This is a genomic window from Myroides albus (genome assembly GCF_009711045.1).
GTDB lineage: Bacteria > Bacteroidota > Bacteroidia > Flavobacteriales > Flavobacteriaceae > Flavobacterium > Flavobacterium album_A.
The window spans coordinates 1-14,739 of record NZ_WMJX01000007.1 but is presented as its reverse complement, the minus strand read 5'-3'; the positions used below and the strand labels follow the sequence as shown (position 1 = coordinate 14,739).

14 protein-coding genes are annotated in these 14,739 nt (G+C 35.9%); 8 read left to right on the top strand and 6 right to left on the bottom strand.

The genetic code is table 11. The annotated features are described in order from the left end of the window. Nucleotides 1–251 precede the first annotated feature (251 nt). Nucleotides 252–1,457 carry a TCR/Tet family MFS transporter gene (locus tag GJV76_RS04975; protein ID WP_155091537.1) on the bottom strand — a complete coding sequence of 402 codons (1,206 nt, stop codon included), beginning with the start codon at nt 1,455–1,457 and terminating at the stop codon, nt 252–254. Between the two features lie 257 nt (nt 1,458–1,714). Here GJV76_RS04975 and GJV76_RS04970 point away from each other — a divergent pair, with 257 nt between their 5' ends. From GJV76_RS04970 to dnaG, 6 genes are all read left to right on the top strand, one after another. Further along, nucleotides 1,715–3,061, top strand: a complete 1,347-nt coding sequence (locus tag GJV76_RS04970) for an SWIM zinc finger family protein (RefSeq protein ID WP_155091536.1) — start codon at nt 1,715–1,717, stop codon at nt 3,059–3,061. 167 nt (nt 3,062–3,228) lie between these two features. Next, entirely contained in the window at nt 3,229–3,972 is a 744-nt protein-coding gene (locus tag GJV76_RS04965) for an SDR family NAD(P)-dependent oxidoreductase (RefSeq protein WP_155091535.1), read from the top strand. A 469-nt stretch (nt 3,973–4,441) separates the two neighbouring features. Next, nucleotides 4,442–4,573, top strand: a complete 132-nt coding sequence (locus GJV76_RS16075) for a hypothetical protein (protein WP_258204695.1) — start codon at nt 4,442–4,444, stop codon at nt 4,571–4,573. Between the two features lie 107 nt (nt 4,574–4,680). After that, the gene (gene rlmN / locus GJV76_RS04955; RefSeq protein WP_155091534.1) at nt 4,681–5,721 is read left to right on the top strand and encodes a 23S rRNA (adenine(2503)-C(2))-methyltransferase RlmN; all 1,041 of its coding nucleotides are present in this window, start codon (nt 4,681–4,683) and stop codon (nt 5,719–5,721) included. A gap of 140 nt (nt 5,722–5,861) precedes the next feature. Beyond that, nucleotides 5,862–6,842 (top strand): polyprenyl synthetase family protein, encoded by a 981-nt coding sequence (locus tag GJV76_RS04950; protein WP_155091625.1) that lies wholly within the window; start codon nt 5,862–5,864, stop codon nt 6,840–6,842. Nucleotides 6,843–6,938: 96 nt separating this feature from the next. Continuing rightward, nucleotides 6,939–8,930 (top strand): DNA primase, encoded by a 1,992-nt coding sequence (gene dnaG / locus GJV76_RS04945; protein WP_155091533.1) that lies wholly within the window; start codon nt 6,939–6,941, stop codon nt 8,928–8,930. A gap of 30 nt (nt 8,931–8,960) precedes the next feature. Here the strand turns inward: dnaG and GJV76_RS04940 are convergent, their stop codons facing one another. Next, the gene (locus GJV76_RS04940) at nt 8,961–9,431 is read right to left on the bottom strand and encodes a hypothetical protein (RefSeq protein ID WP_155091532.1); all 471 of its coding nucleotides are present in this window, start codon (nt 9,429–9,431) and stop codon (nt 8,961–8,963) included. A 73-nt stretch (nt 9,432–9,504) separates the two neighbouring features. After that, on the bottom strand, nt 9,505–10,308 hold the full coding sequence (nadE, locus tag GJV76_RS04935) for an NAD(+) synthase (protein ID WP_155091531.1): 804 nt from the start codon (nt 10,306–10,308) through the stop codon (nt 9,505–9,507). A 69-nt stretch (nt 10,309–10,377) separates the two neighbouring features. Here nadE and gldB point away from each other — a divergent pair, with 69 nt between their 5' ends. Then, a complete protein-coding gene (gene gldB, locus GJV76_RS04930) occupies nt 10,378–11,364 on the top strand; it encodes a gliding motility lipoprotein GldB (protein ID WP_155091530.1) in 987 nt (328 codons plus the stop codon). Next, nucleotides 11,364–11,702: a gliding motility protein GldC gene (gene gldC / locus GJV76_RS04925; protein ID WP_155091529.1), complete on the top strand. Its 339-nt coding sequence runs from the start codon at nt 11,364–11,366 to the stop codon at nt 11,700–11,702. The genes gldB and gldC overlap by 1 nt, the downstream gene beginning before the upstream one ends. A 53-nt stretch (nt 11,703–11,755) precedes the next feature. Here the strand turns inward: gldC and GJV76_RS04920 are convergent, their stop codons facing one another. From GJV76_RS04920 to GJV76_RS04910, 3 genes are all read right to left on the bottom strand, one after another. Continuing rightward, nucleotides 11,756–12,745: a LuxE/PaaK family acyltransferase gene (locus GJV76_RS04920; RefSeq protein ID WP_455429734.1), complete on the bottom strand. Its 990-nt coding sequence runs from the start codon at nt 12,743–12,745 to the stop codon at nt 11,756–11,758. A gap of 74 nt (nt 12,746–12,819) precedes the next feature. Next, nucleotides 12,820–13,170: a T9SS type A sorting domain-containing protein gene (locus GJV76_RS04915; RefSeq protein ID WP_166520744.1), complete on the bottom strand. Its 351-nt coding sequence runs from the start codon at nt 13,168–13,170 to the stop codon at nt 12,820–12,822. 107 nt (nt 13,171–13,277) lie between these two features. After that, on the bottom strand, nt 13,278–14,450 hold the full coding sequence (locus GJV76_RS04910) for a hypothetical protein (RefSeq protein WP_155091528.1): 1,173 nt from the start codon (nt 14,448–14,450) through the stop codon (nt 13,278–13,280). Nucleotides 14,451–14,739: the final 289 nt, after the last annotated feature.

Here is a 14,739-nt window from a genome sequence, read left to right as displayed (position 1 = left end):
TAATAAAACACTAGGACATTCTATACTTTTAATAAAAGGTTTGTTTAATTTAACTCTTTAGGTTTATATAAGTTTGATAAGGTTTTTGGATATTGACGGTCGTAAAATCTATACTTCGTTGTTAGTACATAAAGAGAATGCTCAGTTAGATGTAATATTAAAAAGGTATCAAGTGATAGAACAGAGTTTTAAATCTAAAGAATAATATAAATAGCCCTATTCTAGTAAAGAATAGGGCTGTTTTTTAAAACTTACTTCTTATATCTCAAGAGGAGTAATAAGCTAATTAGGAGTAATAAAGCTGCTATGGCAAAGGCTATACCAGGTAAGTAAGGTAAGGTATTATCCTGTGTGTATAGGTAGAAACAATAGGTAAATACTGGTGGAGCCACAATAGTTGTTAATCCGTTAAGGCTTCCTAATACTCCTTGTAGTTCTCCTTGATGTTGCTGATCTAGTGACTTAGAGAGCATAGACTGAAAACCGGTCTGTTGTATACTTCCTAGTAAGTATAATGTGATACCTACCCAGAGTTGTATTTCAGTAACACAATAACTCAATAAGAGTAATCCTATAAAGCTGGTTAATAAACCGATGTAGACAAGTCTTTGGTCAGATAATTTAGTAGATAAGTATTGCAATAGGTATGCTTGTACTAAGAAACCTATAATTCCTATAATGGTTAGTGAGATTCCTACCTGCTGTTTACTCCAGTCAAACTGTATCATGGTATAGAATGACCACGTACTCTCCATGCTATGTGATGCAGCAGATAATAAAAAGAATACAATAAATAGCAGACTTAGTTGTTTAAAGCGTTTGATACTTTTTAGAGATTGTAAAGGGGAGATTTCTTTTAGTGATAGTCGCATCAGTGAACGTGAAGTATTGGTTTCTGGAAAAAAGAAATACCCATAAATAACATTTAATAAACCTAATATTCCCGCAAAGTAAAAGGGGTAAGTAAAATGATATTCTCCTAATAACCCTCCTACTAAAGGGCCTATGATAAAGCCAATATTAAAAGCTGCATTTAAATAGCCGAAGTATTTCGTTCGGTTGCCTTCGTCCGTAACATCTGTAATGGTAGCAGATGCCACAGCAAAGGTGGCACCTGTCACTCCTGCGATAAGCCGACTGATGAATAGTAACCAATAACTATGAGCAAGTGCCATAATAAAACAGTCTATAGAGAATCCAAAAAGGGAAAGTAATAATACTCGTCTACGTCCATAGCGATCGCTAATAACCCCTAAGATTGGTGCAAAGATAAATTGCATAAAGGCGTAAGCTAACGTAAGTACACCTCCGTACTTCGCTGCTGTGCTGAGGTCAGCATGTAGTACGTGTTCTAATAGTTCTGGTAATACTGGAAAGATAATACCGAAGCCAGCACTATCTAATATAATGGTGATCGTAATGAATATTACGATGCTGTTAATCTTGTTTGATTGCATAAGTATATATAATAAAATAACGGTACCCTAAAGATGGGGTACGCTTAAATTAACTGAGTCACTTACTACGCTGTAGGGTGTGACTGTGATTCGAAATGTTATTTTACTATTGCTGCATAATGAACAAAGATAATGTGTAATGGGTTTATTATCAAAGAGTAATTGCCTTTTTTTAAAAAAAGAGAACAGATGTGTACAGTTCTAGAAGGTTATATTTCTATGAATTTTAGTACCTTGCCTTATCATTATACACTACTATGAACGACCTATTATCATACATATACAACAATCCATCAAGTCTTACCAAAGGAACAGGAGGAGACGAATTATTCTTAGCGAAGTACAGTGAGATACAGAAGAAGACAGATGCTCCATGCTTTTTTTGGGGTAATGTGAAAGATCCATTTATTATGGCACGTTGTTTAATTGCGTTGTCTAATGTGGTGAAGTCAAGTTTTAATTTATCTCCTGCTGATTTGGCTAAGCTAAAAGACCCTATCGCTACGGCTGGGGATGGTAGAGTGCGCTTTGAGGGATTTTCTCATTGTGCAGGAGTGTATGCAAGAGTAGATGTATTGCCTGATGGGTTAGATGGAGAGTTTTTAGAGAATGGGACTACGAATGTAGACTTTAACCAACCGATGCTTACTGGGCTGAATAGCATTAAGCAAAAGGAGAATGTCTTGCTGTCAATAGGTCAGAAGGAAGTTAGTATTCAGACGGAGGATAAGAAAATAGTGGAACGCAAAGTGCCTCTTCCGATTAAGTGGATTAAGGGACTGAGCACGGTACAGATTTACCTGTCTAAGGCAGAACGTGTACATACGTTTAATAAAATACAGGCTCAACAACTGTTTAGAGGTATTCCGAAAGGGATTGTGAAGAATGATTATTACTTGATATTGAGAGGGAATATGCCTTCCTTTTCTCCTGTTAAATCAAACAATGGTATTTGTGTAGGAGGTATTCACCGTTTACGATTATTAGAACCTTTATTACCTTATATAGATTATATGCAGGTCTTTCCTCATCCTGATATGCAAAGCACCACTTGGCAGTTGTATTTTGGAGATATTCGATTTAGTTTGTCTTTATCTCGTGAAGCTTTTAGAGGGTTCTCGGGAGAGGGAGCGGCTTTAGAATCCTTGATAGAGGATGTGGATGACGAGTGGATAGATGCGATGGATAAATATGCTTATGCGAATCAACGTTTTAATCCGACAATGTTTGCGATGGAAGAAGGGATGAGTTTCACTGATGCAGATAGTCTGACAGGGCGATTAGCCGCTATGGGGTTGTTAGGTTTTGACTTAGATGACAATGCTTTCTTTTACAGAAGGTTACCCTTTAAGTTAGAGCGCATTCTAAGTCTAAATCCTCGTCTAAAGAATGCAGAGAAACTAATTGCTGAGAATAAAGTAGAGATTATTAGCCAAGCTAATGGACGTGTGGAAGCTCGTGTAGAGGGAACTGGTGGTGTGAGACATACAGTAATCTTAGATGGCGACCAAGAGCGATGTACTTGTGAGTGGTATGGTAAGTACCAAGGAGATAGAGGGATGTGTAAGCATGTGCTGGCGGTGAAGAAGCTGGGTAGTAAATAATTTGTTGCACAGTAATTTGATTAACGAGTGGCTGGCTTTTTTAACCTTTAATTGTTATTGTAGTTTCGTTAAAACAGAGAAGATAGGGTAGATGCTTTCATCTGACTTGGTTTTGTTTTAGAGCGAAGTAAGTTGTAAATTTAGGATAAATCATAAAAACCACTTATATGAAACAATTAGAAAACAAAGTAGCAATTATTACTGGAGCTGCTTCTGGAATAGGTAAATGTGTAGCGGAGTTATTTGTCAAAGAGGGAGCTAAAGTTGCAGTTGTAGATTGGAATGAAGCAGAAGGTAAAAAAGTAGTATCAACATTAGGTGAAAATGCCATTTTCATTAAGGCAGATGCTGGGAAGGCTCAAGACCATGAGAGAGTAGTGCAAGAAACGGTTGCTGCTTTTGGTCAATTAGACATTGCTGTTAACAATGCAGGAATTGTTGGAGCCTTTGCTGTAACTGGCGAATATGGTGTAGAGGATTGGGATAAGGTGATCAGTATTAATCTCAATGGGGTATTCTATGGTATGCGCTATCAGTTGCCTGAAATGTTGAAAAAGGGAAAGGGAAGTATCATCAATGTATCGTCAATCTTAGCTGAGGTTGGCGTGGCTAATTCATCTGCTTATTGTGCAGCAAAGCACGGTGTGAACGGTTTGACGAAGACAGCTGCTTGGGAATATGGTACGAAGGGTATTCGCATTAATGCTGTGGGGCCTGGTTATATAGGTACTCCACTGGTGACAGAGAGTTATAGTGATGAGGTTATTAAAGAACTTTCTTCTCGCCACGCAATGAATAGACTCGGTAAGCCTGAAGAAGTAGCTGAGTTAATTTTATGGTTAGCAACTGATAAATCTTCGTTTTCTACAGGAGCATATTACCCTGTGGATGGAGGTTATTTGGCAAGGTAGATTGAGAAGTGTTAATAACGATAAATCTATGTTAATTATATTTTTGGAAACTCGTTTTGAAGTTTTTAAATAGTAATTTCATAGTACTTTAATATACTACAACTGAGTAAGTGTTTTAAGACTGCACTTGCTTGGTGAAATAAATAAGCACTTTTTCATTATATTTTTTTTAAGCCGACCTTTTTAGGTCGGCTTTTTTAGGTCGGCTTTTTTCGTGTTGAGGTGTGGCAGTTTAACTACTATGAGTTTCATATTGTTGTTATGGGTATTAGAGTTTTAATGGTTATATGTAGAAAGTTTATTTTAATAGCAATCAATGAATAGTGGTTAAACTTGGTACTGTAAGCAGTGTTTTGTGAATGTAAGAGACTGAGGAGCAAAATAAGAATGGGGATGAATGCAGAGCTCTTGAGTTAGACAGCAAGTTAGTTCAGTTAGAGTAGAAGCTCGCGTAGATGGAAGTGGAGGTGTGAGACATACGGTAATCTTAGATGGTGACCAAGAGCGATGTACTTATGAGTGGTATGGTAAGTACCAAGGAGATAGAAGGAGGTGTAAGCATGTACTGGCAGTAAAGAAGTTGACAGTTAAAGGTTATTAGTTTACTGACTGTAAACTGTTCACTGTCCACCGTTAACCTAAATACTTTATTGTTATAATTTTATTACAGTATTTGGCAGTCGGATAATTTGAGATTAACTTTGCGTCATGCAAATAGACAAAAAAGACATCAGAAGTTTATCTAAGGAACAATTAAGGGATTTCTTTGTTTCTCAGGGAGATAAGGCATTTAGAGGAAACCAAGTGTACGAGTGGTTGTGGAGTAAGGGAGCTCATAGCTTTGAGGATATGAGTAACTTATCATTGGCTACCCGTGAAATGTTGGATGCTAACTTCGTCATTAACCACATCAAAGTAGATAGTATGCAGGTAAGTACTGATGGTACGATCAAGAATGGTGTGCAGTTACACGATGGTCTTATTGTAGAGTCTGTTTTGATCCCAACAGAAACGCGCACGACTGCTTGTGTTTCTTCTCAGGTAGGGTGTAGTTTAGATTGTGAGTTCTGCGCTACGGCACGCCTTAAGCGTATGCGTAACTTGAATCCAGATGAGATTTATGATCAAGTATTAACCATAGACCAACAAAGTAGACAAAATCACGGACATCCGTTGTCTAATATTGTGTTTATGGGAATGGGAGAGCCGTTAATGAATTATAATAACGTACAGAAAGCCATTGAGAAGATTACTTCCGAAGAAGGATTAGGGATGTCTCCTAAGCGTATCACTGTGTCTACTTCTGGTTTGCCTAAGATGATTAAGAAATTGGCGGATGATGGAGTGAAGTTTAAGTTGGCTGTTTCACTACACTCAGCTATTGAAGAAACGCGTAATCGAATCATGCCATTTACAAAGAACTTTCCACTGACTGATTTGAGAGAAGCACTTCAGTACTGGTATAGTAAGACGAAGAGTCGAGTGACTTATGAGTACGTGATATGGAAAGATATAAACGATGATAAAGCATCTATTGATGCTTTAGTTAGGTTCTGCAAGTATGTACCGTGTAAGGTGAATTTGATTGAATATAACCCTATCGACGATGGAGAGTTTCAACAAGCTTCAGAACAGGCAACGAATGCGTATATCCGAGCATTAGAAGCAAATGATATAACTGTTGTCGTTAGACGCAGTCGCGGTAAAGATATCGATGCTGCTTGTGGGCAGTTGGCTAATAAATCTTAATTGCCTTTAGCTTTTGCAAGCTAATTTAAAACAGTAATTGAAAATATTATTATAAAAACTCTTTTTGTTTCATTTGTAGCAAAAAGAGTTTTTTTTTGGAAACGGTTTACCAACAAAAAAGTCGTATTTTTGATTTCGTTATGAACATAGTACAGCAAATACAGAGTCCGATTAAAACTGAAATGGAGCTTTTTGAGAAAAAGTTTCACAAGTCAATGACTACTAAGGTCGCATTGTTGAATCGAATCACTTATTATATTGTAAATCGCAAAGGGAAACAAATGAGACCCATGTTTGTTTTCTTAGTGGCAAAGATGGTCGGTGAAGGCGAAGTCAATGAGCGTACTTATAGAGGAGCTTCTGTCATAGAACTTATCCACACGGCTACTTTGGTTCACGACGATGTGGTTGATGATAGTAATAAACGCAGAGGGTTCTTTTCCCTTAATGCGCTTTGGAAAAATAAGATTGCTGTATTAGTTGGAGATTATTTATTAGCCAAAGGATTACTTCTTTCCATTGACAATGGAGATTTTGACTTATTGCGTATTATATCCGTGGCAGTTCGTGAGATGAGTGAAGGAGAGTTGTTACAGATAGAGAAAGCCCGTCGATTGGATATTACGGAAGAAATTTACTATGAGATTATCCGTCAGAAAACTGCGACTTTAATTGCAGCATGTTGTGGGTTGGGTGCTGCTTCAGTACAACCTGACAATGCTGAATTAATAGAGAAGATGCGCAAGTTTGGCGAAGTGATCGGAATGGCTTTCCAAATAAAAGATGACTTATTTGATTATACCGATGGTCCTATCGGTAAACCAACGGGTATTGATATTAAAGAGAAGAAAATGACTCTACCTCTTATCTATGCCTTAAATACTTCTGACGCAAAAGAGCGTAAGTGGCTTATCAATTCTGTCAAAAATCACAACGAAGATAAAAGACGTGTGAAAGAGGTAATCGCCTTTGTTAAAGAAAAAGGAGGCCTTGAATATGCTACTACTAAAATGATAGCGTATCAACAAGAAGCACTTCAAATTTTGAATCAGTTTCCAGAATCCCCTTACAAAGATTCATTGGTTACAATGGTGAATTATGTTATTGAAAGAAAGAAATAGTTATATAAACTGACAAGATATATAAAGAAGTCGCTTGATATTACCTTAAGCGACTTCTTTTTTTATCTTTGCAAGTATCAAGAAGTAAAGTAAAATATGATTTCCAAAAGTACCATAGATGCCGTTTTTGACGCCGCTCGAGTAGAGGAGGTGATAGGGGATTTTGTACATTTAAAAAAGGCGGGAAGTAATTATAAAGGATTAAGTCCTTTTGTAAATGAGAAAACGCCCTCTTTCATGGTTTCTCCGGTAAAGCAAATATGGAAGGACTTTAGTTCAGGAAAAGGTGGAAATGCAATTAGTTTCATTATGGAACACGAGCACTTTACCTATCCAGAAGCTATTCGCTATTTGGCTAAGAAGTATGGCATTGAAATAGAGGAGACTGAACAAAGTCAAGAAGAAAAAGAAATGCTGAACGAGAAAGAAAGTATGTTCGTCGTGTCTGAGTATGCTAAGAAATACTTTCAAGAGGTACTGTTTAATTCCGAGGAGGGAAAAGCGATTGGATTATCATATTTCAAGGAGAGAGGTTTTACAGAGGATACGATTCGAGAGTTCGGATTAGGTTATTCTCCTGATAAATGGGAAGCGTTTACTTCTGATGCACTTGGTAAAGGGTACTCTTTGGAATACCTCGAGAAAACTGGATTGACAATAGTCAAAGAAGATCGTAAGTTTGATCGATTTAAAGGGCGTGTCATGTTTCCTATTATGAGTATGTCTGGTCGAGTATTGGGATTTGGTGGCCGTATTTTGACGAATGATAAGAAGGCTGCTAAGTATTTGAATTCTCCAGAGAGTGATATCTATCATAAGAGTAAAATATTGTACGGTATATCACATGCTAAACAAGAGATTGCCAAGAAGGATAACTGTTATTTGGTAGAAGGTTATACAGATGTTATCCAAATGTATCAATCGGGTATTAAGAACGTTGTGGCTTCTTCAGGGACTGCACTGACGCCAGACCAAATTCGTTTGGTAAATCGCTTGACGAAGAATATCACTATGCTATATGATGGTGATGCTGCCGGTATTCGCGCTTCGTTTAGAGGAGTAGATCTAATTTTAGAGGCAGGAATGAATGTTCGGGTTTGTCCTTTGCCTGATGGAGAAGATCCGGATAGTTTTGCTCGTAAACATTCGCTGGAGCAATTGGAGAAGTATTTTGAGGAGAATGCAACGGACTTTATTCGCTATAAGGCGAATATGCTTATGGACGAGGCTAAACACGACCCTATTAAAAAAGCTGATCTGATACGCGATATGGTCATGAGTATTTCTAAAATACCAGATCAGATACAAAGAGAAGTATATGTGCAGGAGTGTGCGCGTATTATGGATATATCGGAGGATGTTATCTTTAATTCACTTGCTCAACAAGGTAGAAAGGAGCTTCAAGAGGCAAATAAAAAATATAATGAGGAACGCAAGAAACTTGAGGTTGTTCACAGCAAGAGCGAACAACGCAACCGACCTGAGGACGATCCTTTGTATATTCTTGAACGCAAGATTATAGAGATCTTATTGTTGTATGGCAATGTAAAGGAAGTGTTTACGGAACTTGTTTATGAAACCAATGAGGAGAATGACATTGTTGTTAATGAGCACAAAGTTGAACAAAAGGTCTATGAAAGAGTATTTTTAAGTTTACAGGAGGATGAAGTACACTTGACTAATTCTCTTTTTCAAAAGATTTACTCGAACTTAATTGCGTATTACAATCACAATGAGTGGAGTTTAGAAAACTATTTAAAGCAATTAGATACGGAGCTTTCAAATGAGGTTACAAGTATCATTATGGATGATGAGAAATGGACGTTACACAATTGGGAGTCACAGAATATCTTCGTTAAACAGAAAACACAGGGTATTGCACAGTATGTTTCAGAAACCATTCTTACCTTGCGTATGTACTTAGTTAATAATCTTGTTGAGAAGTACAAACAGAAATTACCTGCAGAAACGAATGTGAAACGCTCAAATGAAATGCTCACTGTAATTATGGATTATACAAGCTTGATTAATTTGTTCTCTAAACGATTAGGACAAGTCACATCAAGGTTTAAAAATATAGAGGGATAATTAACAAAAGATAGCCTTTGCTATCTTTTGTTAATTAAAGATTTCAATGTCAGTAGTGACTTGCGTATTTGTGTTGTAAAGTTTACGGACTATTGCATGATATGTTATATAGCCATTGTATTGTCCATTACTAAGGTTTAATTTCATTCGAAGGTAGTTGTCATTTCTATTATTGCAACTTTCTTTAAATATAGAATTAAAGTTGATTACACTGCGAAACCCATTAACATAAACTTGACCTATAATCAAATCTTCATTTCTCCAATCAATTTGACCTCTGTAATATACTGCTCCTTTAACTCTGGCTTGAAATTCATTTTCAGATCTGATTACTGTAAAAGAATCTCCTTGTAAGCCAATCACTTGGAGATTACTTGTAGGTAATGGTCTTTGTTCGTTTAGTTTATAGGTCTCGTAGTAATCATTGCCACAATAGTCATCATCTGTACTACACGATATTAAACCAAACATTACTATTAATAAATAAAATACTTTTTTCATAGTTTTAATTTTTATTCAAAAGTAGCTAATATTTTAAATAGTATGTATGGTAAGAATGAGTTATTTTACCAGTTTAAAGTAAACTGGTAGGAATAATACATATAGGTATAGGGTTTATCTTGTGTTGATTGATTCGATTTAATCTGCTGTAGATTTCAAAGACTTCTTTCTCTCTTCCTGTGAAGTCATCTGTTTTAGCTCCTTGTTCGTGAGCAAGCATTGCTATCTCTAATTCGTCGTATGACGCTCCTAATTGATCTTCATCAGATCGATCATCGCCAAATAAACCATCAGTAGGTTTTGCAATGATTATACTACTTGGTATTTGAAGATATTCACCTATTTGTCTAACTTCTGATTTCATTAAGTCAGCAATTGGACTTAGGTCAACCCCGCCATCACCGTACTTTGTGAAAAAGCCTACACCAAAGTCTTCGACTTTATTTCCAGTTCCCGCAACTAATGATCTGTTTATTCCCGCAAAATAATAAAGGGTAGTCATTCTAATTCTTGCTCTTGTATTGGCCAGTGTTAAGTTAAGTAAATATTCGCTTTGGCTACTTGGTACCGCTTTAATTAGAGATTCAAATGTATCTGTAAGATCTGCTTCTACTGATTGTACATTATTGAACTTGGCTTTTAAGAATGAGATGTGCTCTTTTGCTCTTGTTACTTGTGAAACCTCTTGATGTATAGGCATCTCTACGCATAATAGGGGTAAGCCTGTCATCGCGCAAAGTGTTGAGGTTACGGCAGAGTCTATTCCTCCCGATATACCGATTACATAACCATTAACTTTAGCTTGAGTTGCATACTCTTTTAGCCACATTACAATGTGGTTAGTTACAGCTTCCACTTGAAAGTTTTTATTCTTCATAGTATCCAATTTTTTAGTGCAGTCTCAGCTATCTTTTTATCTTTGTTTGAATAAAAATCACGATGAGCTATGACATTTTTCAAATTTAGTAAATTATCAGCTGTTCTTTTCTGTAGTCTTTTCCTTTTTTTAGTGAGTTGCAGTGATGAGAACAGTAAATTAGATCAAGAAGTTGCTAAGATTCCAATGAATATTGAAGTATATCGCTTTGATGAGATTTTTTACAAAGCATCTATGGAAGAGGTTCCCGCTGTAAAGGAACAGTTTCCGTATCTATTTCCTCATGAGGTTTCTGAGCAATATTGGTTGAATAAGAAAAAGGATACTTTGTTTGCAGAATTAAATCAGGAGGTTGAAAAGAAGTTTAAAGATTTGGGAAGTATTCCACAGGAAATTGAGGCTTTCTCAAAGCGCGCCAAGTATTATTTTCCAGCTGAAAGCGATAAAAAGAAATTTATTACTGTTGTGAGTGAGGTAGATATTACGTTGAAAGCTGTTTATGCAGATACACTTGTCTTTGTCTCACTTGACACATATTTAGGAGAGGATCACAAGTTTTATCAAGGTTTTGCGCAGTATTTGCGACCAGAGTTTAATCTGAATCGAATGCTACCTGATCTGGCAGAGAATTTTATTATTCAGAAAATGGAGCAACCTACTGACCGTCGTTTTATTGGTAATTTAATTCATCATGGCAAGATTTTGTATGGTAAGAAGGTATTATTGCCAAAGGTCAGTAAAGAAGATATTATAGGGTACTCTGCAGATCAACTACGCTGGGTAGAATTAAATGAGGGAGAAGTTTGGCGTTATTTTATGGATGAACAGTTGCTTTATAGCACAGATCTTAAATTGAATAAACGTTTTATCGACACAGCTCCATTCTCTAAGTTTTATTTAGAAATAGACAATGAGGCTCCTGGAAGAATTGGTACCTGGATAGGTTGGCAAATTGTGCGTTCGTATATGAAAAATAATAATGTAACTTTGCAGGAGCTTTTAACAAAAAGTACTGACGAAATTTTTCAACAATCAAAATACAAACCTAAGAAGTAATGAGTAAGAAACACGTTTCTGATATTAATATTAGAGTAGAATTAGACGACAATAGAGTTCCGGAGAAAATATTGTGGAATGCTAAAGATGGAGGTGTTGAAGCCGCTGCTGCCAAAGCAATGTTATTGTCTATTTGGGATCACAAGGCTCAAGAGACATTGCGTATCGATTTATGGACGAAGGATATGCCAGTAGATGAGATGAAAAAGTTCTTTCATCAAACGCTTGTTGCGATGGCTGATACTTTTGAACGTGCTACACAAGACGAGAAAATGTCTGCAACAATGAGAGATTTCTGCGAGTATTTTGCAGAGAAAATGGAATTGTTAGAAAAATAAAAATAGAGGCGTTTACGCCTCTATTTTGTTATGTATCTTAATCAGTTTAACTCTTAGACTACCATTAAATTACAACCTCTGATATCAGAGTTGTCAAATCTACCTAATATTTCAAAAGTACCGTCTGTATATTTCTTTCCCAAGTCTTGCGTTGCGATAAACGAACAAGAGTTTATATTAGCTAAATCAATGACGTTAACCCCTCCGGTTTTCCCGTTCTCTACATAGCTTAAGGCATCTTCAGGATCCCTTGTTAAGATATCCATCCATGGAGGACATTGAAAAATGCCGTCTCCTAAGGAATATCCTTGAGACAATAGCTCAGTCATCCCATATTCAGAGTGTATTTTATTTACGCCAAAACCTTTGCACAATAGATCGTGAAGTTCTTCCCTTATCATCTCTTTGCGTTTTCCTTTCATACCTCCTGTTTCCATAATGATGGTATTGTTTAATTGAAAAGACTGCAATTCAATCAAATCCAACAGAGCATAAGTTACTCCTATCAACAAGATATTTTTGCCTTCTTTATCTAAAGTCGTTAGTGTATCTGCTAATTCTTTATAGTTGTGTAAATAGAACCCACTTTCAGGGTGAATAGAGGACTTAATGAAATCGTCTGCCATATAGATTAAAGAAGAACCTTCTCTTTCTAAATATGACGGTAAAAGGGCTAAAACTACGTAATCTTCTATGTTTCCATAGAAGTACGAGAAAGCCTGTCTAAAACTATCTTCGTAAAAAGCTAAATCAGTGACATGATGTTTACTTGTCACCATACCAGTCGTACCGCTACTTGTAAAGGTTGTTTGTATCGGAGATGTAGAGCTTAAGACATCTTTAGATTTAAAGAATTCGATTGGTAAAAATGGAATATCAATTACAGTCTTGACCTCTTGAGGCGTTCTCTGAAGTAAATCGCAAAATTGCTTATATACAGGATTGTTTTCATATTGAAAGCGATATACTTTCATGGTTACTTTATGAAAGTCTTTCTTCGTCTGTATTTGTATAATATCTTCTGGTCTAAACACGAATGTCAAATTTTGTACAAAAATACAAATAAAAAAAGCATCAATATATATTGATGCTTTTTTACGTATATTAATTATATTATTTACTTCACTATAATCTTACGAGTGGCTGTTGAGTTTTCCTCTGTTATTTTCATAATGTAAATACCAGCATTTACACTGTAAGGTAAAACAAGTTCTTTAGAGTTTAATGTAACTTGAAACATCTTCTTTCCAACTACATTATACAATTCAACTTCTTTTTGTGCGTTTTTAGAAGATTCTATAAATATTTTACTGTTGTTTACAACAGGATTAGGGTATATAGAAAGTCCTTCAATACTCTGTGTAGAATATCTTGCTTCATTTGGTTGGATTCTATCCTGTGCGAAAGCTGTACCTCCAGCTATCAAACCAAAGAATGTTAAAAGAGTATAAAAGTATTTTTTAGCCATATACGTAAATATTTGGTATAAATGTAGTTAATAAAAATCAAATATAAAAGAAAAAAGTCCTGCTTTTTTTATAGCAGAACTTTTTATAACACATTTTATTCACTTAATTAGTTTAGACCTACAGTCCAACCTTTTGTCCACTCTGGAGCTTTATCCTTGTTTCCTGCTCCATCGTTATCTTTCTCAACAATTGCTTTACTTACATCAACAGCTTCTTTACCGCTATTAGCTCCTTTGAATTTCTCTGTGATATTCTTTCCGAATTGAATTCCATTGATTTTTAAAGAACCATCGTTTACATTTTTGATTGTTTCATCATGTTGAATATCTACTCCAACAGCCCAGAAATCAGCAAAAACATTTGATAAGTTTCCTTTTGTACCTTCACGTAGTTTTAATGCTTGAGCTTCTGACCCTTCTAATGAACCAAGTAAAGTGATGTTCTTGATTGTAGGGTTTGAATAAGGTGCTGCTGCGTTATCCTTACTGCTGTTATCTGCTTCAATACCTCTATTTCCTTCAGCTCTTTTTGAGTACCAGAATTCGTTATTTTGTCCAGACCAACCTTGTGTCCAGTCAAATTGATCATCTTCGTTATTTGTTGAAACTAAGTATTTAGCACTTACTGTACCACCAAACCATTCGAATCCGTCATCTGAACCTTCGTGAGCTTGTACATATTCTATTACTGTTCCCGAACCAACTCCAAATAATGAAAGTCCGTTAAATTCTTTTTCTGATGAGAAGTTAGCTCCTGCATACTCAATTCTTAGGTATTTAATAGATCCTGAGTTGTCATCTGCTTTAGTTCCTCCATATGTCAAGTCTGCTACTTCTGACTGCGCAGTTTCGCTTCCTCCATTGATTGGTGCTTTTCCACAAATCACTAATCCTCCCCATGAACCTCTTTCTACTTTTGAAGAAGTCATTACTACTGGATTTGTGCTTGTTCCTTTTACATCAATTAGTCCACCTTGAGCGATTGCAATATAAGAAGCTGTTCCACCTGCTCCGATGATTTTTGCTCCTTCTTCGATCACAAGTTTTCCACCATCTTGTACTTCAAGTTTTGATGTTAATGTATATTCATTATTTTTTTCAAGAGTGCGAGTTTCTCCTTTTTTCACTAACCCTGAAATTTCTTTTCCTTCTCCATTTCCGTTACCGTTTCCATTCCCATTTCCGTTATCACTGTTGTTGCTATTATCATCTGATGAACAACTTGCTATAGCTACTGATAGAGCTAAAATTGATAAACCGTTTCTAAATAATTTTTTCATAATTTAATTGTGTTACTTATTTTGTTATACAAATATTGAAAACAATTTTTATTTGCAGGTTAAGTGATTGTAAACTAATCATTAACAAAGCGTTAAGTAACGAATGTAAAATCAAAGAATATTGTTTGTTTTGACTTAACATACCCCTTTAGGTAGGCCTTTTGTTAAGTCTTTGTAAACATTTTTGTTTATCGTTGAAGTCAATGTAATATGTTTTGTAGCTTTTTTGTATTTGAGAACGTATTCCAACAAAAAAAAGAGGGTGTCCCAAAAGGTCACCCTCTTTTGT

What these genes read in the sequence shown, in the direction of transcription:
- GJV76_RS04975 (WP_155091537.1), bottom strand. Translation starts at nt 1,457, where the DNA reads ATGCAATCAAACAAGATTAACAGCATCGTAATATTCATTACGATCACC.
- GJV76_RS04970 (WP_155091536.1), top strand. Translation starts at nt 1,715, where the DNA reads ATGAACGACCTATTATCATACATATACAACAATCCATCAAGTCTTACC.
- GJV76_RS04965 (WP_155091535.1), top strand. Translation starts at nt 3,229, where the DNA reads ATGAAACAATTAGAAAACAAAGTAGCAATTATTACTGGAGCTGCTTCT.
- rlmN (WP_155091534.1), top strand. Translation starts at nt 4,681, where the DNA reads ATGCAAATAGACAAAAAAGACATCAGAAGTTTATCTAAGGAACAATTA.
- GJV76_RS04950 (WP_155091625.1), top strand. Translation starts at nt 5,862, where the DNA reads ATGAACATAGTACAGCAAATACAGAGTCCGATTAAAACTGAAATGGAG.
- dnaG (WP_155091533.1), top strand. Translation starts at nt 6,939, where the DNA reads ATGATTTCCAAAAGTACCATAGATGCCGTTTTTGACGCCGCTCGAGTA.
- GJV76_RS04940 (WP_155091532.1), bottom strand. Translation starts at nt 9,431, where the DNA reads ATGAAAAAAGTATTTTATTTATTAATAGTAATGTTTGGTTTAATATCG.
- nadE (WP_155091531.1), bottom strand. Translation starts at nt 10,308, where the DNA reads ATGAAGAATAAAAACTTTCAAGTGGAAGCTGTAACTAACCACATTGTA.
- gldB (WP_155091530.1), top strand. Translation starts at nt 10,378, where the DNA reads ATGACATTTTTCAAATTTAGTAAATTATCAGCTGTTCTTTTCTGTAGT.
- gldC (WP_155091529.1), top strand. Translation starts at nt 11,364, where the DNA reads ATGAGTAAGAAACACGTTTCTGATATTAATATTAGAGTAGAATTAGAC.
- GJV76_RS04915 (WP_166520744.1), bottom strand. Translation starts at nt 13,170, where the DNA reads ATGGCTAAAAAATACTTTTATACTCTTTTAACATTCTTTGGTTTGATA.
- GJV76_RS04910 (WP_155091528.1), bottom strand. Translation starts at nt 14,450, where the DNA reads ATGAAAAAATTATTTAGAAACGGTTTATCAATTTTAGCTCTATCAGTA.